The organism is Shewanella sp. Choline-02u-19 (assembly GCF_002836205.1).
In the GTDB taxonomy this organism is placed as follows: Bacteria; Pseudomonadota; Gammaproteobacteria; order Enterobacterales; family Shewanellaceae; genus Shewanella.
This window is the reverse complement of sequence record NZ_PJBE01000013.1, coordinates 3,030,180-3,050,642: the sequence shown is the minus strand read 5'-3', so window position 1 is coordinate 3,050,642 and position 20,463 is coordinate 3,030,180. Positions and strand designations below refer to the sequence as shown.

The 20,463-nt window shown below is 43.3% G+C and carries 20 protein-coding genes; 12 read left to right on the top strand and 8 right to left on the bottom strand.

Features of this window, described 5'->3' with window-relative positions; translation table 11 throughout:
* Window positions 1-109 precede the first annotated feature (109 nt).
* The 3 genes from astA (at window position 110) to CXF83_RS19970 (ending at window position 3,620) form a co-directional block, all read left to right on the top strand.
* Window positions 110-1,129, top strand: a complete 1,020-nt coding sequence (gene astA / locus CXF83_RS19980) for an arginine N-succinyltransferase (protein ID WP_101092561.1) — start codon at window positions 110-112, stop codon at window positions 1,127-1,129.
* A gap of 9 nt (window positions 1,130-1,138) precedes the next feature.
* The gene (gene astD / locus CXF83_RS19975) at window positions 1,139-2,599 is read left to right on the top strand and encodes a succinylglutamate-semialdehyde dehydrogenase (RefSeq protein WP_101092560.1); all 1,461 of its coding nucleotides are present in this window, start codon (window positions 1,139-1,141) and stop codon (window positions 2,597-2,599) included.
* 223 nt (window positions 2,600-2,822) lie between these two features.
* Window positions 2,823-3,620, top strand: a complete 798-nt coding sequence (locus CXF83_RS19970; protein WP_101092559.1) for a DUF1338 domain-containing protein — start codon at window positions 2,823-2,825, stop codon at window positions 3,618-3,620.
* Window positions 3,621-3,750: 130 nt separating this feature from the next.
* On the opposite strand, the gene CXF83_RS19965 is transcribed toward CXF83_RS19970, so the two are convergent.
* The 4 genes from CXF83_RS19965 to crp form a co-directional block, all read right to left on the bottom strand.
* Window positions 3,751-5,082, bottom strand: coding sequence for an ATP-binding protein (locus CXF83_RS19965; RefSeq protein ID WP_101092558.1), 1,332 nt, complete (start codon window positions 5,080-5,082; stop codon window positions 3,751-3,753).
* Window positions 5,079-5,753: a response regulator transcription factor gene (locus tag CXF83_RS19960; protein ID WP_101092557.1), complete on the bottom strand. Its 675-nt coding sequence runs from the start codon at window positions 5,751-5,753 to the stop codon at window positions 5,079-5,081. The genes CXF83_RS19965 and CXF83_RS19960 overlap by 4 nt, the downstream gene beginning before the upstream one ends.
* A 97-nt stretch (window positions 5,754-5,850) precedes the next feature.
* The gene (locus CXF83_RS19955; RefSeq protein ID WP_101092556.1) at window positions 5,851-6,189 is read right to left on the bottom strand and encodes a PepSY domain-containing protein; all 339 of its coding nucleotides are present in this window, start codon (window positions 6,187-6,189) and stop codon (window positions 5,851-5,853) included.
* 82 nt (window positions 6,190-6,271) lie between these two features.
* Window positions 6,272-6,907 carry a cAMP-activated global transcriptional regulator CRP gene (gene crp / locus CXF83_RS19950; RefSeq protein WP_101092555.1) on the bottom strand — a complete coding sequence of 212 codons (636 nt, stop codon included), beginning with the start codon at window positions 6,905-6,907 and terminating at the stop codon, window positions 6,272-6,274.
* Between the two features lie 440 nt (window positions 6,908-7,347).
* Here crp and CXF83_RS19945 point away from each other — a divergent pair, with 440 nt between their 5' ends.
* Together CXF83_RS19945 and CXF83_RS23000 are read left to right on the top strand one after the other, a co-directional pair.
* Entirely contained in the window at window positions 7,348-8,130 is a 783-nt protein-coding gene (locus tag CXF83_RS19945) for a tetratricopeptide repeat protein (protein WP_101092620.1), read from the top strand.
* 1,073 nt (window positions 8,131-9,203) lie between these two features.
* On the top strand, window positions 9,204-9,332 hold the full coding sequence (locus CXF83_RS23000) for a hypothetical protein (RefSeq protein WP_257982825.1): 129 nt from the start codon (window positions 9,204-9,206) through the stop codon (window positions 9,330-9,332).
* 70 nt (window positions 9,333-9,402) lie between these two features.
* Here CXF83_RS23000 and CXF83_RS19940 read toward each other — a convergent pair whose 3' ends face one another.
* The 3 genes from CXF83_RS19940 to CXF83_RS19930 form a co-directional block, all read right to left on the bottom strand.
* A complete protein-coding gene (locus tag CXF83_RS19940; protein ID WP_101092554.1) occupies window positions 9,403-10,290 on the bottom strand; it encodes a phosphoribulokinase in 888 nt (295 codons plus the stop codon).
* A 403-nt stretch (window positions 10,291-10,693) separates the two neighbouring features.
* Window positions 10,694-10,948, bottom strand: a complete 255-nt coding sequence (locus CXF83_RS19935) for a YheU family protein (protein ID WP_101092553.1) — start codon at window positions 10,946-10,948, stop codon at window positions 10,694-10,696.
* Window positions 10,942-11,934: a hydrolase gene (locus CXF83_RS19930; protein ID WP_101092552.1), complete on the bottom strand. Its 993-nt coding sequence runs from the start codon at window positions 11,932-11,934 to the stop codon at window positions 10,942-10,944. Before CXF83_RS19930 ends, CXF83_RS19935 begins: the two co-directional genes overlap by 7 nt.
* A 191-nt stretch (window positions 11,935-12,125) precedes the next feature.
* Here CXF83_RS19930 and CXF83_RS19925 point away from each other — a divergent pair, with 191 nt between their 5' ends.
* Both CXF83_RS19925 and CXF83_RS19920 read left to right on the top strand, forming a co-directional pair.
* Complete coding sequence (locus CXF83_RS19925) at window positions 12,126-12,641, top strand: TAT leader-containing periplasmic protein (RefSeq protein ID WP_101092551.1); 516 nt, start codon at window positions 12,126-12,128, stop codon at window positions 12,639-12,641.
* A 38-nt stretch (window positions 12,642-12,679) separates the two neighbouring features.
* Window positions 12,680-14,269, top strand: coding sequence for a GMC family oxidoreductase (locus CXF83_RS19920; RefSeq protein ID WP_101092550.1), 1,590 nt, complete (start codon window positions 12,680-12,682; stop codon window positions 14,267-14,269).
* A gap of 76 nt (window positions 14,270-14,345) precedes the next feature.
* Here the strand turns inward: CXF83_RS19920 and tolC are convergent, their stop codons facing one another.
* Window positions 14,346-15,668: an outer membrane channel protein TolC gene (tolC, locus tag CXF83_RS19915; protein WP_101092549.1), complete on the bottom strand. Its 1,323-nt coding sequence runs from the start codon at window positions 15,666-15,668 to the stop codon at window positions 14,346-14,348.
* Between the two features lie 290 nt (window positions 15,669-15,958).
* On the opposite strand from tolC, the gene nudF reads away from it, so the two are divergent.
* From nudF to parE, 5 genes are read left to right on the top strand one after another with little or no spacing between them, the layout of a single operon-like run.
* A complete protein-coding gene (gene nudF / locus CXF83_RS19910; RefSeq protein WP_101092548.1) occupies window positions 15,959-16,576 on the top strand; it encodes an ADP-ribose diphosphatase in 618 nt (205 codons plus the stop codon).
* A gap of 39 nt (window positions 16,577-16,615) precedes the next feature.
* Window positions 16,616-17,050, top strand: coding sequence for a DUF1249 domain-containing protein (locus CXF83_RS19905; RefSeq protein ID WP_101092619.1), 435 nt, complete (start codon window positions 16,616-16,618; stop codon window positions 17,048-17,050).
* A 21-nt stretch (window positions 17,051-17,071) separates the two neighbouring features.
* On the top strand, window positions 17,072-17,911 hold the full coding sequence (gene cpdA / locus CXF83_RS19900) for a 3',5'-cyclic-AMP phosphodiesterase (RefSeq protein ID WP_101092547.1): 840 nt from the start codon (window positions 17,072-17,074) through the stop codon (window positions 17,909-17,911).
* A 30-nt stretch (window positions 17,912-17,941) separates the two neighbouring features.
* Window positions 17,942-18,514: a YqiA/YcfP family alpha/beta fold hydrolase gene (locus CXF83_RS19895; protein WP_101092546.1), complete on the top strand. Its 573-nt coding sequence runs from the start codon at window positions 17,942-17,944 to the stop codon at window positions 18,512-18,514.
* Window positions 18,515-18,569: 55 nt separating this feature from the next.
* Window positions 18,570-20,456 carry a DNA topoisomerase IV subunit B gene (gene parE / locus CXF83_RS19890; protein WP_101092545.1) on the top strand — a complete coding sequence of 629 codons (1,887 nt, stop codon included), beginning with the start codon at window positions 18,570-18,572 and terminating at the stop codon, window positions 20,454-20,456.
* Window positions 20,457-20,463 lie beyond the last annotated feature (7 nt).

The window sequence follows — 20,463 nt, the reverse complement described above, 5'->3', positions numbered from 1 at the left end:
TTAGCGCTTCTTTTTTGTCTTTAGGATACTTGATAGCTGCAGTGTCAGTATTGCCTGTTAAAGGCAATGCCTACCTGATAGCGACAAGTGATAGTGAGGAAACTCCTAGATGTTAATAATACGTCCAATCCGATCCACTGATTTTGACGCGCTATATCAAATAGCCGAAGAATCAGGACATGGATTCACATCTTTACCTGTAAACGAAGATCTTCTTAGACGCAAAATTGCGCGGGTTGAAGCTTCGTTTGAAAAACAAGTCGATAAGCCGTTTGATGAAGGCTATTTAATGGTGCTTGAAGACACAGAAACCAGCGAAGTCGTTGGTACTTGTGGTATTGAAGCGGCTGTTGGTATGGAAGATGCGTTCTACCATTACCGTCTTGGTACAGAGGTTTACCATTCCGAGCAAATTGGCGTGCGCAATGAAGTCGAGACGTTAACCTTATGTCATGACTATACTGGCGCCGCAGAGCTATGCACTTTGTTCTTGCGAGGAAGTTACCGCAAGAACAACAATGGCCGTATGTTGTCCCGAAGCCGTTTTCTCTTTTTAGCACAGCATGCCGCGCGTTTTGGCGAAACTGTGATTGCTGAAATGCGTGGCGAGAGCGATGACGAGGGTAACTCGCCTTTTTATGATTGGTTGCAAAAGCACTTTTTAGGCATTGATTTTATTGAAGCTGATTATTTATCAGGCCTAGGACAAAAGGCATTTATGGCGGAAATGATGCCAAAAAATGCAGTTTACGTGTGTTTATTGCCAGAAGAAGCGCAAAAAGTTATTGGTGAAGTACATGCCAATACTCGACCCGCGCTTAATCTATTGCAGGCAGAAGGTTTCAGATGTCGAGGTTACGTCGATATTTTTGATGGTGGACCCACCGTTGAATGTAACCTGCATGATATTCGCTCTATACGCGAAAGCCGCCTGTTAACGGTGACCATTGGTGATGCTCCAGCAGATGCACCAAGCTATATCGTTTCAAACACCCAACTCGCAAATTACCGCGCTACAGCTGCAAATCTAGCTGTATCAGAAGACAATGACAACGTGATCTTAGACGCTGAAACTGCTGCAGGCCTTATGGTTGCAGACGGTGAGCAGATCCGTGTATTGGCCATGTAGGAATAGAATATGACACAATTTATTGAAGGTAAGTGGATAGCAGGTTTAGGTCACGATGTGACATCAATTAACCCTGCAAACCAAGAAGTCATCTGGACAAGTAAAACGGCAACTCCAGCGCAAGTTAATACCGCGGTTGATGCTGCGCGTAACGCGCAATTTGATTGGTTTATGCTGGGTTTTGAAGCGCGTTTAGCGATTGTTGAAGCATACCGTGATCAGCTAGAAGCCAATAAGGCCGATATGGCTGAAGTGATTGCCCAAGAAACGGGTAAGCCACAATGGGAAACCGCAACAGAAGCGGGCGCTATGATCGGTAAAATCGGCTTGTCAGTGGCCGCTTATAATAAGCGTACGGGGACGTCTGAAAGTGAGATCCCTGCAGGACGTGCTGTATTGCGTCACAAGCCACATGGTGTGGTTGCGGTATTTGGCCCTTATAATTTCCCTGGTCACTTGCCTAATGGCCATATTGTACCTGCGCTACTTGCGGGTAACACAGTGGTATTCAAGCCATCAGAATTAACCCCTAAAGTGGCAGAGCTAATGCTTAAGCTTTGGGAAAAAGCGGGTCTACCTGCTGGCGTGCTTAACCTTGTTCAAGGCGAAGTTGAAACGGGTAAGGCGCTTGCGGCTCATCCACAAATCGACGGTTTGTTCTTCACGGGGAGCTCGCGTACGGGTCACATCTTGCATCAGCAATATGCCGGTGAACCAGGCAAAATCTTAGCACTTGAAATGGGGGGTAATAACCCACTTATTATTAAAGGTGTTGAAGATACTAAAGCTGCAGTACATGACATTATTCAATCTGCTTATATCTCATCAGGTCAGCGTTGCACTTGTGCTCGTCGTCTATACGTTGAGAAAGGTGCGCAAGGTGATGCACTGCTTGAACAACTCGCTGCCGCCGTTAAAAAGATTCAAGTGGGTGCGTGGAATGCACAGCCACAACCATTTATGGGCTCTATGATCTCAGAGTCTGCCGCAAAAGGCATGGTTGAAGCACAGCGTAACTTAGTTAACTTGGGCGCAGCTCCACTTGTTGAACTCACTCACCTAGAAGCGGGCACGGGTCTGGTTTCACCGGGTCTGATTGATGTGACTGATGTGATTGAATTGCCTGATGAGGAGTACTTCGGTCCACTACTTCAAGTGATCCGTTATAGCGATTTTGATCAAGCAATCAAGCTGGCTAATGCTACTCGCTATGGTTTGTCTGCCGGTATACTTGCTGATAACCGTGAAGATTATGATTACTTTTTAGCGCGTATTCGTGCCGGTATTGTTAACTGGAATAAGCAGATAACAGGTGCGTCAGGTGCGGCACCATTTGGTGGCGTTGGTGCATCGGGTAATCACAGAGCTAGCGCATTTTATGCCGCTGATTACTGTGCATATCCAGTGGCTTCTGTTGAAGCGGATGCAGTGAGTCTGCCGGCGAAATTGAGCCCAGGCTTGAGCATTTAGTTTTAAGGTAAAGGGAAGAGCTTCGGGGCACTTCTTTATATCAAAGGCTTTGCTGAATCTGTTAAAGCCTTTGAGCAAGTATCAACAACATTTGATACGACGCAAATCTAGCAAGCATTAGTAGCTCTTACCTACCAACCTAGGTGGAGCTGCTAAATCCCTCAAATGTGTACAGCCGCGTGACATAAAAAACAATAAGCACGATGGCGTAAAGGAGTTAACGATGCACACTAATGTAAACGCGTTATTTGAAGCACTTTGGCAAGATTATATTGAGATGGCACCCTCTGCTGCTAAAGTTCATCAGTTACTTTCTAAGGGCGAGAAGATCATCAATGATCATATTGCACTGCGAACGTTTAATATCAGCAAGGTTAACCTTGACGTACTCGCTGCACATTTTGAATCAATCGGTTATGTCGCTTGTGGTGATTATAAGTTTGAAGCTAAAAAGCTTAACGCTAAGCATTTTGAACATCCTGATAGCACTCAGCCAAAGGTGTTCATCTCAGAGTTGTTGGTCGAAGAGTTTAGTGATGAACTCCAAACGACCATTAAAGGCCTAATTGAGCAGGTAGAACCAACGGCAACGACTGCCGATAATTTCCTGTATTCTGGACGCCATTGGGCGCTTGATTCTAAGACTTATGAGTCGTTATTAGCTGAAAGTGAGTATGCAGCTTGGGTTGCGGCATTTGGTTACCGAGCTAACCACTTTACGGTTTCAATTAATCATTTACCCAACTTTGATACCATTTTTGAAGTGAATGACGCACTAAAAACTGCCGGTTTTGTCCTTAATGCTGCTGGTGGTGAAGTGAAGGGCAGTGCTGAAGTGTTGCTCGAGCAGTCGTCAACGATGGCAGATAAGCTTCAAGTTAGCTTCTCAGACGCTGTGGTTGAGATCCCTAGCTGTTTTTATGAGTTTGCTATACGTTATCCAAAAGCTGACGGAGAGCTTTACACAGGCTTTGTGGCTGCGTCTGCCGATAAGATTTTTGAAAGTACTAATGTGAATTAAATCGTCAATTTGGCCACTGGCTCAATGGTGAACTAAACAGGGTGCTAGATTTTTAGCATTAGACACAAAAAAGCCGGAGTCAATCCGGCTTTTTTGTGTCTAGATTTTACGGCTGATAAAGCCATTGGCATTAAACCGAAAAATGCAGTGTCACTTTAAGACCGGATAAAGATAAGCTGTGTTGAAATTGCAATACAATCTTATATTGTTCGGCAATATCCTTAACAATCGATAGTCCGAGTCCGTGGCCCATGGTGGCTTCATCTAAACGTTTTCCCCGATGAGTCAATAGCGCCAACTCTTCTGTTTTCACTCCTGGACCATCATCTTCAATACTGATAATGAGCTGCTGATCATGATTGCTGATACATACTCTAATTTCAGTGTCAGCCCATTTAAACGCGTTGTCTAATAAGTTACCCAGTAGTTCCATGCCATCTTCGCGATGCATGGGGAGTCGTCTGATGTCTGCTGGAATATCTAAGCGGCAATTGATGGTCTTAGTGCGATGCACTTTTTTTAGAGTCTGCACCAGATCTTCAATATCTTTAGGTAATTGCATTTGCGCCGCCGGTAACATATCACCAGTTATACGCGCTGCAGCGAGCTTTCTCTCAATCATTTTATGCACTAGATCGAGTTGTTTTTGTAATGCTTCTGCAGAATCAGGATCTTTTAAGCCTAATACTTCAACTTGTTGCTGCATGACCGCTAGCGGCGTTTTAAGCCCGTGGCTTAAGTTGCCTAAATTATTGCGACTACGCTCAATCTGCTTACTCGAATACAGTAAAAGCTCATTATAGTTCGAGGCTAATGGTTGCAATTCTAAGGGGATGGTATTGAGATCGAATGAAGATATTTCGCCTTCACGTAACCGAGCCAAAGTATCTTTCATTTGACTGACGGGTTTAAAGGATTGACGCAGCACCAAAAAAATCCCCATTATCATTGCCATCAACATAACAAGATTGACGATAAGCTTAGTACCATAAATTTCTGAGACTATTTTGCGACCAATACTTAAGTCTTGCGCTACGGTGAGTGTGGCATTGAGCCCTGAAGTATCAGAATTAAGACCTATCGATAACAGTTGAATATCATGATTTTGTGGCCCCTTGGTCTGCCATGCTCGCGTCTCCCCCTCTTTTAAGTCGGCAACTTCTAAGCGTTGATCCCACAGTGACCGCGATCTTAGCTCCTGCTCTGGCAGATCAAGTTGATAGTAGCGACCTGAATAGACGGGTTTATAGAAATTTGAAAGTTGGGTTTGATCAATGCTGAGGCTGCCGTCCTCGATGTGAGTGGCGAGTAATACTTGTTGAAGATCTTCTTGCAGCCTTGCAATAATCGAATCATGGAAGGCTTGGCGTAGCATGGACTCGAAAAAGACCAGCGCCACTATTGTGGCGATAACAACTAAGCCTGTTAACCACAGGCTTAGTTTGCTACGGATGGATATCATTGCACCACGCCGTGAAAAATATACCCCTGGCCGCGACGTGTTTCGATAGCGGTTTTACCCAATTTTTTACGAAGGTGAGTGACGTATACTTCAACAACATTACTCTCTTTTTCGTCGTCAAATTGATATAACTTATCGGTGAGCTGCGCTTTTGAAAGGAGTTTTTTAGGTGACATTAAGAATATCTTTAATAGCCTAAATTCCATTGCGGTTAGCTCAAAGGTATTTTCACCTATAGTGACAGATTGCTGTCCTTCGTCTAAAGCAACGCCAGCATAAGTGAGCTGTTTGTTAGGTGAGTTGGCTTTACCATGAGCACGTTGGATCAACGCTTGGATCCTGACAAGTAGCTCTTGGGTATGAAAAGGTTTACCTAAGTAGTCATCAGCGCCAGAGTTAAAGCCTTCGACTTTCTCATGCCATTGGCTCCGCGCAGTTAGCATGATAACCGGTGTATGTATGCCTTGTTCACGCCAGCGCTCGAGCAACTCAAGGCCATTACCGTCAGGTAAGCCAATGTCAAGGATCACGCAATCATATTGGGTTTCATTCATTAGATAATCAGCTTCGCTAATCTTGTCGGTAGCATCAGTGACATAGCCTGCTTGCTTAAGCTGTTTTAGCAGTTCTTCAACAAGTAGGGCGTTATCTTCAACAAGGAGTAATTTCATAAAGTGTGCTCTCAATCGTGCCTGTAGCGTTAATCGCGCTTAGCTTTTGACTGGTAATGTTAACTCAAAAGTAATGCAAAGCTATGTGTTTTATATATTACAGTGTTTCTGCAATACAACGACTTGGCATTTTTGCTGGGTTAGTGAGTTGTCCGTTACGTGCATTTAGGATCAGATCTACAATCTCACCATTTGGGTTGCGAATTTGTATTTCATACAGCCAATTGCCATCATATTGGTAAAGATGGGCATCGATAAGCTTACCGTGACAGATAGCTTTGATGCCAACAAGTGTAACGTCTAATGACAGGATTTGACCACTCTTCACCAGCAGTTGCGCTTGATAGTGCTGCACTTCCACTTTTTGATTGGCAAATACCAATACGGGGAGTTTTAGTAAGCAAACTAAAATGCTTAAATAAATAGCAATTTTCAAGCGGTACTCCTAAAAAAAAATGGCCTGAGATTAATCTCAGACCATTTTATAGAAGCTGTATTAAACCGAGCTTAATACTGTATTAGCGAGTACCGTATACTACGATAGTCTTACCATGAGCTTGTATAAGGCTTTGTTCTTCTAGCATTTTCAAGATACGACCAACAGTCTCGCGAGAACAACCAACAATCTGGCCAATCTCTTGACGAGTGATCTTAATCTGCATGCCGTCAGGATGCGTCATCGCATCTGGCTGCTTAGCTAGATGAAGCAATGTCTGCGCTATTCTGCCAGCAACGTCTAAGAAGGCTAAGTCACCCACTTTTTGGCTTGTGCTGTGCAGGCGGTGAGCCATTTGTGAAGAAAGCTTCATCAAAATTTCAGGATTAACCTGAATGAGTTGCTTAAATTTCTTATATGAAATTTCAGCAATCTCACAGGCTTGCTTAGCACGAACCCAAGCAGTACGTTCAGCTTGTTCTTCGAACAGACCTAATTCACCGATAAAGTCGCCCTGGTTAAGGTAAGAAAGAATCATCTCTTTACCTTCTTCGTCTTTAATCAAGACGGCTACAGAGCCTTTTACGATGTAATAAAGCGTATCTGAATCTTCACCAGCGTGGATCAAAGTGCTTTTGGCTGGATACTTATGAATGTGACAGTGTGATAAAAACCATTCCAAAGTAGGATCCGGTTTTGGCTTTCCAATCAGAGCCATGCCTATGTTCCTCGACTGATTTACGTTAAGAGTAAGAATATGCTAATTAAGCATCTTACGTCAATTAAGCAGATGAAACCTTGATGGAAGTCTTACTTTAGACTTATCGCATAAAGGTAACTAGCTATGATGATAGTCTTTTATTCTGATACATTAGTAATATATGTCAACTTATTACGTCTTTTCCAATAATAGTATGGTTAACTCTGCAAGCGATATCACATCTTGTTTGGTCGCTGGCAGTTAGGCGAATCATCGCTTAATACAAGGCTGGATTTAATGTCATAAATTCGGACGCTTTTAATGAGAGTGATTCTCATTTGTGTAGTTAAGGGCTTTATCCTCGACTTTTGTCTGAATTTCTGGCTAACTGCTAAAAGATATAGTTCAGCATTGATCAATTAGCCATGCTTGAGTTGTTTGATTTAATAGGAGCGCGTGTGAAGTTTAGACCTTGGATTTTAAATACTGTAGTGGTCTTTTTGATAGCCGCGAGCCCTGCTGCTCAAGCTTTTTCAATTCCTCAGCCTGTAGGTACAGCTGAAGCCAGCCGGGTAGCACATATCCATTTGAAAGCGGCTCACGGTGATTCCGATGCCCAATATCTGCTTGGGTTGATGTATTTGTCTGGACGATTTGTTGAACAGAACCAAACTGTAGGCATGGAGTGGGTGACCCGCGCTGCTAAGCAAGGCCATGCTAAAGCGCAGCAAACAGTCGCTGACTTGGCGTTTGAAGGCAGCATAGTGACTCGTGACCTGCCAACGGCAAAACAGTGGTACACGGCGCTGAGTAAGCAGGGCAATAAGCGGGCTGACTTTAGATTAGGCTTTATTTATGCTGCTGGTGGCGAAGGGGTTGAGCGTAATTGTGGTAAAGCGGTAGAGCAATTTAAGCTGGTCGGCGATGAGATCTCATTAAGTAATGTTGCTTGGATTTTAGCGACGTGTCCAGAAGCTAAGTATCGAGACGGTGACCAAGCATTAGCGCTGTCACTTAATCTGCTAAAAGCGAATAAAAAAGACCCGACCACATTGGATAACCTTGCCGCAGCGTATGCGGAAGTTGGCGATTTTGATGCAGCCATTTCTACTCAGCAAAAAGCGATTGAGGCATTAGCACTCACCTCTGATCAAAGTAAGACGGGTGCGTTTATCCAGCGATTGGAAACATACCAAAACTTTGAGCCCTTTCGTGAAGTGGTGCCTTTAATCGGTAATTAACACTCATCAAATTTGAAAAGCGCTTAAGTGATTAAGCGCTTTTTTTGTGTCTCGAATAAACCCATTCAACTAGTTATTACCTCTAATCAAATATGGAAATCCACAGACCGACTCAATCGAGGCTGTTATCTGCGGCCATGTTCCGGAGGATAATCTGATCAATATGGGTGTGGAATTCACTTAGTGTTGATTGTTAAGAGAACTTAGCCTGTATTTTCAAGGAGATGAATAGATGAACATGGGGATGGAATTTACTTTATTTAGAGGTTAGCGAGCATCTTCAAGGAGATGAACAGATCAACATGGATGTGGAATTCACTGGATGTTGATTGTTAAGAGAGGTTAGCGAGCATCTTCAAGGAGATGAACAAATCAATATAGATGTGGAATTCACTGGATGTTGATTGTTAAGAGAGGTTAGCCAGTATTTCCAAGGAGATGAACAGATCAACATGGGGATGGAATTTACTTTATTTAGAGGTTAGCGAGCATCTTCAAGGAGATGAACAGATCAACATGGATGTGGAATTCACTTTATTTAGAGGTTAGCAAGCATCTTCAAGGAGATGAACAGATCAACATGGTTGTGGAATTCACTTTATTTAGAGGTTAGCAAGCATCTTCAAGGAGATGAACAGATCAACATGGATGTGGAATTCACTTTATTTAGAGGTTAGCAAGCATCTTCAAGGAGATGAACAGATCAACATGGATGTGGAATTCACTTTATTTAGAGGTTAGCCAGCATCTTCAAGGAGATGAACAGATCAACATGGGGATGGAATTTACTTTATTTAGAGGTTAGCAAGCATCTTCAAGGAGATGAACAAATCAATATGGATGTTGATTGTTAAGAGAGGTTAGCCAGTATTTCCAAGGAGATGAACAGATCAACATGGGGATGGAATTTACTTTATTTAGAGGTTAGCAAGCATCTTCAAGGAGATGAACAGATCAACATGGATGTGGAATTCGCTTTATTTAGAGGTTAGCAAGCATGCCCAAGGTAATAAACAGATCAACATGGATGTGGAATTCACTTTATTTAGAGGTTAGCGAGCATCTTCAAGGAGATGAACAGATCAACATGGATGTGGAATTCACTTTATTTAGAGGTTAGCCAGCATGCCCAAGGTAATAAACAGATCAAGATGGGGGAATTCACCGCCAAGAGCATGCTAACTTATCGTTCTTTCGCCTGAAATCCCGATAAGCCAAAGTCTACAGAACCTACCTTAAACAAATCTTAAGACTGTGAATCGTCGGATTGAATTACTCATTCTCTGGTGTGATTAGCTGCAGTCGCTTATCCATTAAGTCCTTAACCAGTGGGGTTAGGATCAGTTCCATAGCCAACGACATCTTGCCACCTGGCACCACTAACGTGTTGATGCGAGACATAAAGGAGCCTTGGATCATCCGCAAGTAATAAGGGAAGTCGACGTTTTTAATTCCACGAAAACGGATCACCACAAAGCTCTCATCTAAGCTCGGGATGCTTTTTGCACTAAAAGGGTTCGAGGTATCTACGGTTGGCACCCGTTGAAAATTAATATGGGTGCGAGAGAATTGTGGTGTCATATGGTTAATATAATCGTCCATACTGCGCACTATCGAGTCCATGACTTTTTCACGGCTATGACCTCGTTCAGAAGTGTCACGAATAATCTTTTGAATCCACTCTAAATTAACAATAGGTACCATACCTATCAGCAGATCGACATGCTGTGCCACGTCACAATCATCGGTGACTACGCCGCCGTGTAGACCTTCATAATAAAGCATTTCGGTATTTTCGGGCAGCGGATGCCACTGGGTGAAAGTGCCAGGCATTTGGTTGAATGGAACGGCTTCGTCAAAGGTATGCAGGTATGCGCGGGTCTCACCTTGGCCTGTGCTGCCATAGTCGCTAAAGCATTGCTCTAAACGTTGAAAATCGTTGGCTTCAGGGCCAAAGTAACTGATGTTACGATTTTCAGTTTTTTCTTTACGGATCATCACCGCCATTTCTGGGCGAGTGAAATGATGAAAGCTATCGCCTTCAACAATGACTGCATTAATCCCAAGTTGCCTAAAGATATGATTGAATGCAGTTGTTGTCGTTGTCGTACCGGCACCGGATGAGCCTGTAACAGCAATAATAGGATGTTTCGCTGACATTTTTTTACCTAAAATAGAGACAGTTGAATATCACCTGGACACCGCCAAATATGGCTAATGGTTTTGATCCTGCAACAAATCTGGTTCTTCAAAAACTGTATGTGAATTTTATACCCATTCTACTTCAAAGTGCCTGTTTCAGAGCTGCCTGAGCGGAGCCAATTCAAGGCGCACAGTTGTAATAATGGTTGTTCCCTTATCAAACTGCGCAACGAAAAAGTGGCTTTGCTCAGGCGCTCCCTTTGGGTGGGTTTAAAAGTGATTTAAACCGCGTAACTGAACTTGACAATAGACCAGCTATTGCGCTGCGCCCAAAGCCTTGTTTAAGTCACTTTTAATTCCCACTGAAATCATACATCTTGAAGTTGATTGGGTATAGTTATACGTATTCGAATCTCTCAGGTCAATCTTGAGCTGGATCCATTGTTACAATATCTTCTTTACGCCTAATTGCGATAGATTCTTCCTCTTCGCTAAACTCGACCACTAATTCGCCACGCGCGAGTGCGGCACGACAGGTCGAAATTGCACTCTTCATACTGTCTGCATCAGTACCTGAAAAACTGCCATCTTCTAGCTGGCCAATGAGAAACTCTTTGATAATGTTTTCAAATGTTTCAGGGGGCAATTGGTTTAATGATTCATACGGAACTAGCATGGTTTATTCTCAGGTTGATTGAGGTGAGAGGTTAAAAAAGACAAAATTCTCTTTTCAATATAGTAGCGTGGGCGCCATGGCGTACCGCCTTCAATAAAGCCGACATGGCCACCATTCTCATGTAATTCATATTCGACCTGTGCCGCTAACTGGTCACTCGTCGGGATCACTGCATGGGTCATAAAGGGATCATCTTTGGCATGGATCACTAAGGTTGGTTTTTGAATTGTGCTCAAATAGGGAAGACCGCTGGCGCGATGGTAATAGTCGTCCACACCATTAAAACCGTGCAGTGGCGCCGTTATCTGATCATCAAAAGCATAAAAAGTGGTCAATTTTTCAATTTCAGCTTTGCCAATAGGCATTAGGGCTTGTAGTGCTGGAGTCGATAATTTGCCAATCATCTTCTCCTGCAGTTGTTTGATTAGATAGCTCTGGTACATCTTTGAAAAGCCGCTCTCTAGGCGTTTAGCGCATGCAGCAAGGTGTAACGGTGCAGAGATGGCAACGGCTCGATCAATTAAGCTTTTCTCTTGTTGTTCGCCTTGATACTTAATCAAAACGTTACCACCAAGACTATACCCCACAGCCAGTAAAGGGGAGTCCGGATAGCGTTGTTTAAGTAGCATCAGAGTCGCCTGAATATCTTGAGTATCACCGCTATGATAACCCCTGACCAGCCTATTTAATTCGCCAGAGCAACTTCGATGATGATGTACTACGGCGCATCGTTTTTGCGTTTTACATTCGGCCAGAATACGGCGTGCATAATGAGACGCTGAACTGCCCTCTAGGCCATGTACGATAACAACAATGACCTGGCCTGTTTGGGGCTTACCTTGCCAGTCAAGATCAATAAAATCACCATCGTCTAACTCTAATCTTTCCCTTTCTAACGGTGGTCTGTCCACTTTGGTTAGCACGGGTAAAATCGTTTGGATATGGGGGTTTTTAGCCCACCAGGCAGGTGAAAATTTGTGTGTCATCATAATTGGCTATTGCTGAAAATTAAAACGTGTGTTTAATTGTTATTATGACAAGAGTGTAACACAGATCGAAAAAGCAAATTTGGAGCGCTTTAACTCAGTGTCTTAATGGTGATTAGGCAAGATGAAAACCCCACCTTTTATCAACGTCAGCTTTTATAAAAAGCCAATAATAACAATAAGAGGACAAGATGGAACGACGTACTTTTATAACGACTGCATTAGCTGGAACGGCATGCCTAGCACTAGGCGTTAATTATTGTTCTACCGATTACATCAATGTCAATCCTAAGCTTGATGGTAAACATCGACTGCTTTTTAGCGTATTACTGCCAGTATTTCTCGACGGTGCACTACCTGACGTACCTGGGTTAAAAAGAGATGCTGAAAACCGCACCTTAGATGCTATTGAACAAACGATCTTGTTGTTACCCGAAGATAGCCAGGCCGAGCTTGAACAGTTGTTAGACTTATTAGAAGGGCGATTAGGACTGTTAATTCTTACGGGCAGCATGACGCCACTGATGATGCGTAACAGCGTGGAATTAATAGAGATGCTGCAAGGATGGCGTACAAGCTATATCGAAATGATGGTGACAGCTTATCAAGGTTTAAGAGAGTTGGTCATGGCAAGCTATTACTCGGACCCGGAGCATTGGAGCCGATTACATTACGCTAAGCCCGATTTTCTTGAGGAGATTAATTGATGTTATTCGTAAACCGTGTCGGTTGTGAGGAGTAATTTGTGGCCATTGAAGATCCGATTGTTACTGGGCTAAATTCGGGCTGGGCGCATATTAATGCGGGACAGTTAACATCAAATCAAACGTTTGAAGCTGATGTGGTTATTGTGGGGAGTGGCGCTGGAGGCGGAACTGCCGCAGAGATCCTCACTAATGCTGGCTTGTCAGTCATTATTGTTGAGGGCGGGCCTCTGAAGTCTTCTAAAGACTTTGTTATGGAGGAGCGGAGCGCTTATCCTGATCTCTACCAACAAGCAGCTGGAATGAAGACAACCGATAAAGCGATTGGTATTTTTCAGGGCCGAGCTGTAGGGGGCTCCACTACGATTAATTGGACGACATCTATCCGAACTCCAGATCCCGCTTTAGCTTATTGGGCCTCAAAAAAATCGGTCGTCGGACTTTCAACAGATGAGTTGACACCTTGGTTCAAAAAAATGGAACAGCGGCTCAATATCAGTGAATGGACATTCGATCCTAATCGCAATAATGCCGCTTTAAAAGAAGGGTGTGAGCAGTTAGGTTGGGATTACACTGTTATTAAGCGCAATGTAAAAGGGTGCTGGAATACAGGGTATTGCGGTATGGGCTGCCCGGTGAATGCTAAACAATCAATGTTGGTAACCACAATACCTGCTGCGTTAGAGCAGGGCGCGACACTGGTCAGTCAGGCCAAAGTGATGAAGCTTGAGCATCATAATGACAAAATTTATGCATTAAAAGCACAGGCATTAGACAGTAATATGAAACCGTTACCGGTGGAGATCGTCTTCAAGGCAAAGCACTATATTCTGGCCGCGGGTGCAATCCATACACCGACGATAATGTTGCGCTCAAAGTTACCTGATCCATATGAGATTATCGGTAAACGGACTTTCCTGCATCCAAGTTTACTTAGTGGTGCTATTTTCTCTGATCCCATTAATGGTCATAGTGGCGCACCACAATCCATTTATTCAGATGAGTTTGTATGGAAAAATGGCGTCGATGGCGAGCTCGGTTATAAGCTAGAAGTACCGCCCATTCATCCTATTTTGATCGCATCCAAAACGATAGGTTACGGACAAAGTCATGCTGAATTAATGGCGAACTTTAACCAACTACAAGTCACCATCGCGTTGGTTAGAGATGGTTATCATGAGAATAGCCCTGGCGGTGAGGTTAAGTTAACCGATCATGGCAGTACGTTAGACTACCCGCTCACGGATGCTTTTTGGCGAGCAGCAAGACGTGCTTACGCCAGTATGGCTGAGCTGCAATTTGCCGCTGGAGCCAACAAGGTGTTACCCATTAGTGAGGGCATGCCTTATTTAAACAGTTGGCCCGAAGCTAAAAAGGCAATTGCGGAGATGGACTTGGCGCCATTAAAGACGGTTGTTGCCTCTGCACACGTGATGGGAGGGTGTCCGTTAGGGGAAGACCCTAAAATGTCGATGGTCAATAGTTACGGTGAGTCTCACTACTTTGACAACTTATCGGTAATGGATGGATCCATATTTCCCACGAGTTTAGGTGCAAACCCGCAATTGTCGATATACGGAATAACGGCACGCAATGCGACTCGTCTTGCAGAAAAATTGACCGCCAGTTAAACAACAATATTTTGAGTATTAAAAAAGCCCGCTGATAACAGCGGGCTTTTTATTGTTCAATAATCTATCTTAGCATTTACAGTGGTGCTATTAGGCCACTGTTAATGTTGCTAATATCATCTTCATTCAATGTACCTGCAGCTTGCTTAAGCGCAATGATTGAATTGATATAGCCATAACGCGCATCAGACAGTTTACGTTTTGAATCGTATAAGTCTCGAGTACGGTTTAACACGTCAACGATAGTACGAGTGCCCACTTCAAAACCGGCTTGAGTTGCTTTTAGTGCACTCTCTGATGAGATCACTGATTGCTCATATGCACGGATTGAACTGATCGAAGCGCCAACGTTGTTAAAGTTATTACGGATATCTTTAACGACTTTACGGTGTGTCTGTTCAAGCTTCTCACTTGCTTCAACATACTGATACTGAGCTTGATTGACTTGAGAAGTGACTTTAAAGCCTTCAAAAATAGGAATGCTCAGTGTGACACCAACTGTGCCATTATCGAAGTCAGGTTGGTTAATACCACCGGTGTCTTGTTCAATTCCCTTCTTATATCCTGCATTTAGGCTCAGTGAAGGCATGTGACCGGCTTTATAAAGCGTAATGGTCTCTTCGGCAATATCTTTACCAATACGTGTTGTCATTAAATCAACGTTATTGGTTTCTGCTATTTTGACCCAGTCAGCCGATATTGCGGGGGCAATGGGGGCTGCTGAAAAACGGTTAGTGTCTAAGATATTAATACTCTTATGATCAATACCGGTAATTTCACGCAGTGCTTCATAGCTATTGGCAAGTGTATTTTCAGCTAGAATTTCAGTTGCGTTGGCTAAATCATATTGTGCTTGAGCTTCATGCACGTCGGTAATCGCGGTAAGACCTACGGCAAAACGTTGTTTTGTTTGTTCAAGTTGGCGATCAATTGCACGTTTCTCTGAACCTTGGAACTCGTAGTTATCTTTTGCGGTAAGGACATCGAAGTATGCTGTCGTGACACGGATAATCAAATTTTGTAGCGAAGATGCATATGCAGAGTCAGCTTGAGATGCCGCTTTTTCTGCCAAGCTTAAACCTACCCATGCACTGTGATCATAGATAACTTGATTTAAAGAAATGCCACCAACGATGCCGCTGGTATCTTCAGCGGTGTTTGCTGAATTATCGTTCCACGCTTTATCGTAACCGACATTGGCACTAATGGTTGGCAATAGCGGTGCACGTTGCTCTTCTATTTGCTCATAAAGTGCATCACGCTGTGCTTTGGCTTGCAGCGCAATAGGATCACTGGTTAATGCTTGTTGATATATCTGTAGAAGGTCGTCGGCATGTGCGACCTGAGCAGAGACGGCCAGCGTCAGTGCGGCACATAGATAGCGGATCTTGAATTTCATTTGCTGTCCTTTTAGACAAAATTCCCCATTGAGGAGCGAATTTAACTTTGTTTTGTTTAGTTATGCCTAACTTAAAATGAAAAGTTAGGCGGTTTGCGCTTCCCGACGCTTCCCAATACATCTAAACTTAGTGGGTAGATAGTAAAAACCTACAATTCCTAAGTCAACTATGAAGTGTAACAGTTTTTTATCGCAATAATCAGATCTGCCTTTTATCTTAGTATTAATATATTTACTTTGCTTTGTTTTGGCATAAACACCTTGATAAACAAGTAGGTTTAGGGGAATAAATGAACAATACTTTTAGTCATAAAGATGTTGAATTGCTCGCTAAGAAAACCTTATATAAAGGTTTCTTCAAAATGGAAGAGTATCGCTTTAAACATCGGCTGTTTGACGGCGGTTGGAGTGGTGAGGTCACAAGAGAGGTGTTTGAAAGAGGACATGCTGTCGTTGTGTTACCCTACGACCCGATTAAAGATAAAGTGGTGCTGATTGAGCAGATCCGCATACCAGTGCTCGGCAGCGCTAAATCGCCTTGGTTGTTTGAATTAGTCGCCGGGATGATTGATCCGGGTCAAACATCTGAAAATGTTGCCATTAAAGAGCTTAAAGAGGAAACCGGTCTTGACGCGTTGAGTGTTACTAAGCTGAATCAGTATTTTTCAAGCCCAGGTGGTACAAGCGAGCGCTTTGACTTTTATTGGGCTGCAGTGGATTCATCAAATGCGGGTGGAAACTACGGTTTACCTGAGGAGCATGAAGACATAAAAGTCCATGTAGTGGACAGAGAATTAGCTTACAAAATGTTAACAGATGGACTGATAGATAATGCCTCCACCGTCATTGGCCTGCAATGGCTGCAATTGAACTATCGAGATTTGATTAAACGCAATAGTGAAAAATGATCATTGTTGCTCGGCTTAAAAGATCCTTGGAACTATATCGTGTCAAAAGTCACATACGTCCGCAAGAACAAGTACCAGCCCAATATCAGTCAGTTTTTGGCTGTCTGTGCTCGCAACTATATGCATATTCAGCGTTGGCTTACACAAGAGCCTTGCGAAGGTCAGCATTGGCAAGTTGCTGGTGAGTTTGGTCGGCTGGATGTTCGGCTGTTGGAAAATACTAAATATACTCAACTGGTCGAAATTTCAAGGTGTGCAGGCGATCATGCATTAGTGTCAAGGCCCAAAGTATCAGTTCGCGTTTATCATGATGCTAAATTAGCAGAAGTGTTAACTAGTCAACAGATTTACCAATTACGTCCAGTGTATGATTATCCAAATATGTATATGCATCATCGTGATGAAAAGTATCAAGTGAATGCGTTTCTTGAAGAGTTATTGAAGATCGATAACTTGACTAAATTTATTTGTTAATCTGGTATTTAGGTAATTACTTTGCTAAAAGAGGCAATCTCTTATTCAATTTCTGAGTCAGGCAGTGTGAGAATGGTGCAAGTCACTGACCCTCATCTTTTTGCTGATCCTGAAGCCCAGTTACTAGGTTTGAACACTTCCCATAGCTTGAATGCAGTATTGAATACCATTGCTGCTGTTGATTACCCGGCACACTTTATGTTGGCGACAGGGGATATCAGTCAAGACTATTCAAACCAGTCTTACCATAATTTTGTCGATGCTATTACCCCGTTAAACTTGCCTTGTCATTACTTGCCTGGGAATCATGATGACCCCCGTATTATGAATCTGCATATGCAGGGTGAGAAAGTATATGGGCAAAAAAGGATACTGGCAGGTAATTGGCAAATTATTATGCTGGATTCTACGGTTAGAGGCAGGCCCGGTGGGCATATGTCGGATGACGAGTTAAGTCTCATTGATAATGCCATTAAAGCTGAACCTAACCGCTACACCCTGCTGGTGATGCATCACAATCCTGTTCTTGCGGGTTGTGCTTGGTTAGATCAACACTGTATGGACAACGGCAGCGACTTTATTGAGCAGGTCTCGCGTTACCGACAAGTCAAAGGGCTACTTTGGGGACATATCCACCAAAGTATTGATACTATTCATCTAGGGCCACATGGGCCAGTCAAGTTAATGGCCACGCCGTCGACTTGTATTCAATTTAAACCTAAGTCTCCCTATTTTGCATTAGATGCACTTCAACCGGGTTACCGTTTGCTGGAGCTTAAGTCTGATGGTAGCATCCTAACTAACGTGTATCGGGTACCAGGCGAAAACTTTTCACCTGACAATGAAGCTGGCGGTTATTAAGTAAGATATAACACCGCAGCGTGAGGAACTATGCTGCTTTATATTCATGGATTTAATAGCTCTCCGCTTTCAGACAAAGGACTTGTGACCGCAAGTTTTATTAAGCAACATTATCCCGAATTAGACTTTTATCAACCACAGTTGCCTAGTGAGCCACTAGAGGCGATGGCGTTATTGATTCAAATAGTAGAAAAAGCCAAAGCTGCAAATAAGCCGGTGAGCTATATAGGCTCTTCATTAGGAGGCTATTTTGCCAGTTATTTGGCTGAAAACTACGGTGGGCGCGCAGTTTTGATTAATCCTGCGGTAAAACCCTTCGAACTGTTTGATGAATTCATCGGCACTCAGTACAATCCCTATACAAATGAAACCTATCAGGTTTCAACTAAACATAAACAGGATATTGCTGAGTTCGATACTGCAGCTATTATGAATCCTGATCGCTTTTATGTACTGTTACAAACAGGCGATGAAGTACTCGACTATAAACAGGCCGTACAGAAATATCATTGTTGTAAACTGTTAATAGAACCAGACGGCGAACATCGCTTTATAGGCTATGAAAAGCAGCTTGCTTCCATTTGTGAATACCTGTTTTCTTGACAAATAGACCCGTAGGGCCGCAACATGGCCTGAATAACAAAAAAATATGTGTGCCATGACAAATCAATACACCTCAGATGCTATTGAAGTCCTAAACGGACTTGACCCTGTAAAACGTCGCCCGGGTATGTATACCGATACTTCGCGCCCGAACCATTTAGGACAGGAAGTCATAGATAATAGTGTCGACGAAGCTCTCGCTGGGCACGCAAGTCGTATCGACGTTATCTTACATACTGACAACTCACTTGAAGTCACTGATGACGGCCGCGGCATGCCTGTGGATATTCATCCTGAAGAGGGGATCCCCGGCGTTGAGTTGATCCTCACTAAGCTGCATGCTGGTGGAAAGTTTTCTAATAAAAACTACCAATTTTCCGGTGGTCTACATGGGGTGGGTATTTCGGTTGTTAACGCCCTGTCTAACCGAGTTGAAATCACCGTAAGACGAAATGCTGAAGTCTATGATATGGCTTTTGAGCACGGTGAAAAAGTGGAAGATCTACGTGTCACTGGCACCTGTGGTCAACGAAATACCGGTACTCGAGTCCATTTTTGGCCAGATATAAGCTATTTTGACTCAGGCAACTTCTCAGTGAGCAAGCTCAGTTATTTACTTAAAGCTAAGGCTGTATTGTGTCCTGGTTTGAGAATTAAGTTTGTAAACAAGCAGGCTAATGAAACACAAGAGTGGTTCTATGAAAGCGGCTTAGAAGATTATTTAAAGTCGTCAATTGCTGGTGCCCCTACGTTGCCAGAAGACCCATTTGTAGGGAGTTTTAAAGGTAATATTGAAGCCGCTGATTGGGCTATCACTTGGTTACCTGAAGGTGGCGATTACTTAAATGAAAGTTACGTAAACCTTATTCCAACACCGTTAGGTGGTACGCACGTCAATGGTTTTAGGCAAGGTTTGCTCGAGTCCATGCGTGAGTTTTGTGAATTTAGAAACTTAATGCCACGTGGTATCAAGTTAACTCCTGAAGATATCTGGGATCGTTGCACCTTTATCTTGTCTATCAAGATGCAAGACCCACAATTTTCAGGGCAGACCAAAGAGAAGTTATCGAGCCGACAATGTGCAGCTTTTGTATCAGGGATTGTACGCGATGCATTTAGCCTGTGGTTGAACACCAATACAGAACAAGCTGAAGCCTTGGCTGATATGTGCATTAATAATGCACAGAAACGTTTAAAAGCAGCAAAGAAAGTTGCGCGAAAGCGTATTACCTCTGGCCCAGCATTACCTGGGAAACTGACCGATTGCAGTGGTCAAGACCCAATGCGTGGCGAACTGTTCTTGGTGGAAGGTGACTCTGCAGGGGGGAGTGCTAAGCAAGCGCGTGATCGTGAATTTCAAGCAATTATGCCGTTGCGAGGTAAAATCCTCAATACTTGGGAAGTCGATGCATCGCAAGTGCTGGCATCACAAGAGGTTCATGATATCTCGGTTGCCATTGGTTGTGATCCCGACAGCACTGATATTTCTGAATTAAGGTACGGTAAAATCTGTATTTTAGCGGATGCTGACTCCGATGGATTGCATATTGCGACCTTGTTGTGTGCGCTATTTATGAAGCATTACCGTGTCCTGGTGGAGCAAGGACACATTTATGTGGCTATGCCACCTTTGTTCCGTATCGATATTGGCAAAGAAGTGTTCTATGCACTCGATGATTCAGAGAGAGACGGTATTATTGACCGCATCGCAGCTGAAAAACGCAAAGGGAAAGTCCAAGTAACACGATTTAAAGGACTAGGTGAAATGAATCCACTGCAGCTGCGTGAGACCACAATGGATCCCAATACGCGTCGATTGGTTCAACTGACCATTGACGATGTTGATGACACATTAGCACTGATGGATATGCTGCTTGCTAAAAAACGTTCTGGCGACCGAAAAATTTGGCTGGAGACAAAGGGTGATTTAGCGCAGATCTAGATAGATC

Bases quoted from the DNA above. Each gene is read 5' to 3' on its own strand.
- astA (WP_101092561.1), top strand. From the start codon at position 110: ATGTTAATAATACGTCCAATCCGATCCACTGATTTTGACGCGCTATAT.
- astD (WP_101092560.1), top strand. From the start codon at position 1,139: ATGACACAATTTATTGAAGGTAAGTGGATAGCAGGTTTAGGTCACGAT.
- CXF83_RS19970 (WP_101092559.1), top strand. From the start codon at position 2,823: ATGCACACTAATGTAAACGCGTTATTTGAAGCACTTTGGCAAGATTAT.
- CXF83_RS19965 (WP_101092558.1), bottom strand. From the start codon at position 5,082: ATGATATCCATCCGTAGCAAACTAAGCCTGTGGTTAACAGGCTTAGTT.
- CXF83_RS19960 (WP_101092557.1), bottom strand. From the start codon at position 5,753: ATGAAATTACTCCTTGTTGAAGATAACGCCCTACTTGTTGAAGAACTG.
- crp (WP_101092555.1), bottom strand. From the start codon at position 6,907: ATGGCTCTGATTGGAAAGCCAAAACCGGATCCTACTTTGGAATGGTTT.
- CXF83_RS23000 (WP_257982825.1), top strand. From the start codon at position 9,204: ATGAACAGATCAACATGGATGTGGAATTCACTTTATTTAGAGGTTAGC.
- CXF83_RS19940 (WP_101092554.1), bottom strand. From the start codon at position 10,290: ATGTCAGCGAAACATCCTATTATTGCTGTTACAGGCTCATCCGGTGCC.
- CXF83_RS19935 (WP_101092553.1), bottom strand. From the start codon at position 10,948: ATGCTAGTTCCGTATGAATCATTAAACCAATTGCCCCCTGAAACATTT.
- CXF83_RS19930 (WP_101092552.1), bottom strand. From the start codon at position 11,934: ATGACACACAAATTTTCACCTGCCTGGTGGGCTAAAAACCCCCATATC.
- CXF83_RS19925 (WP_101092551.1), top strand. From the start codon at position 12,126: ATGGAACGACGTACTTTTATAACGACTGCATTAGCTGGAACGGCATGC.
- tolC (WP_101092549.1), bottom strand. From the start codon at position 15,668: ATGAAATTCAAGATCCGCTATCTATGTGCCGCACTGACGCTGGCCGTC.
- nudF (WP_101092548.1), top strand. From the start codon at position 15,959: ATGAACAATACTTTTAGTCATAAAGATGTTGAATTGCTCGCTAAGAAA.
- CXF83_RS19895 (WP_101092546.1), top strand. From the start codon at position 17,942: ATGCTGCTTTATATTCATGGATTTAATAGCTCTCCGCTTTCAGACAAA.
- parE (WP_101092545.1), top strand. From the start codon at position 18,570: ATGACAAATCAATACACCTCAGATGCTATTGAAGTCCTAAACGGACTT.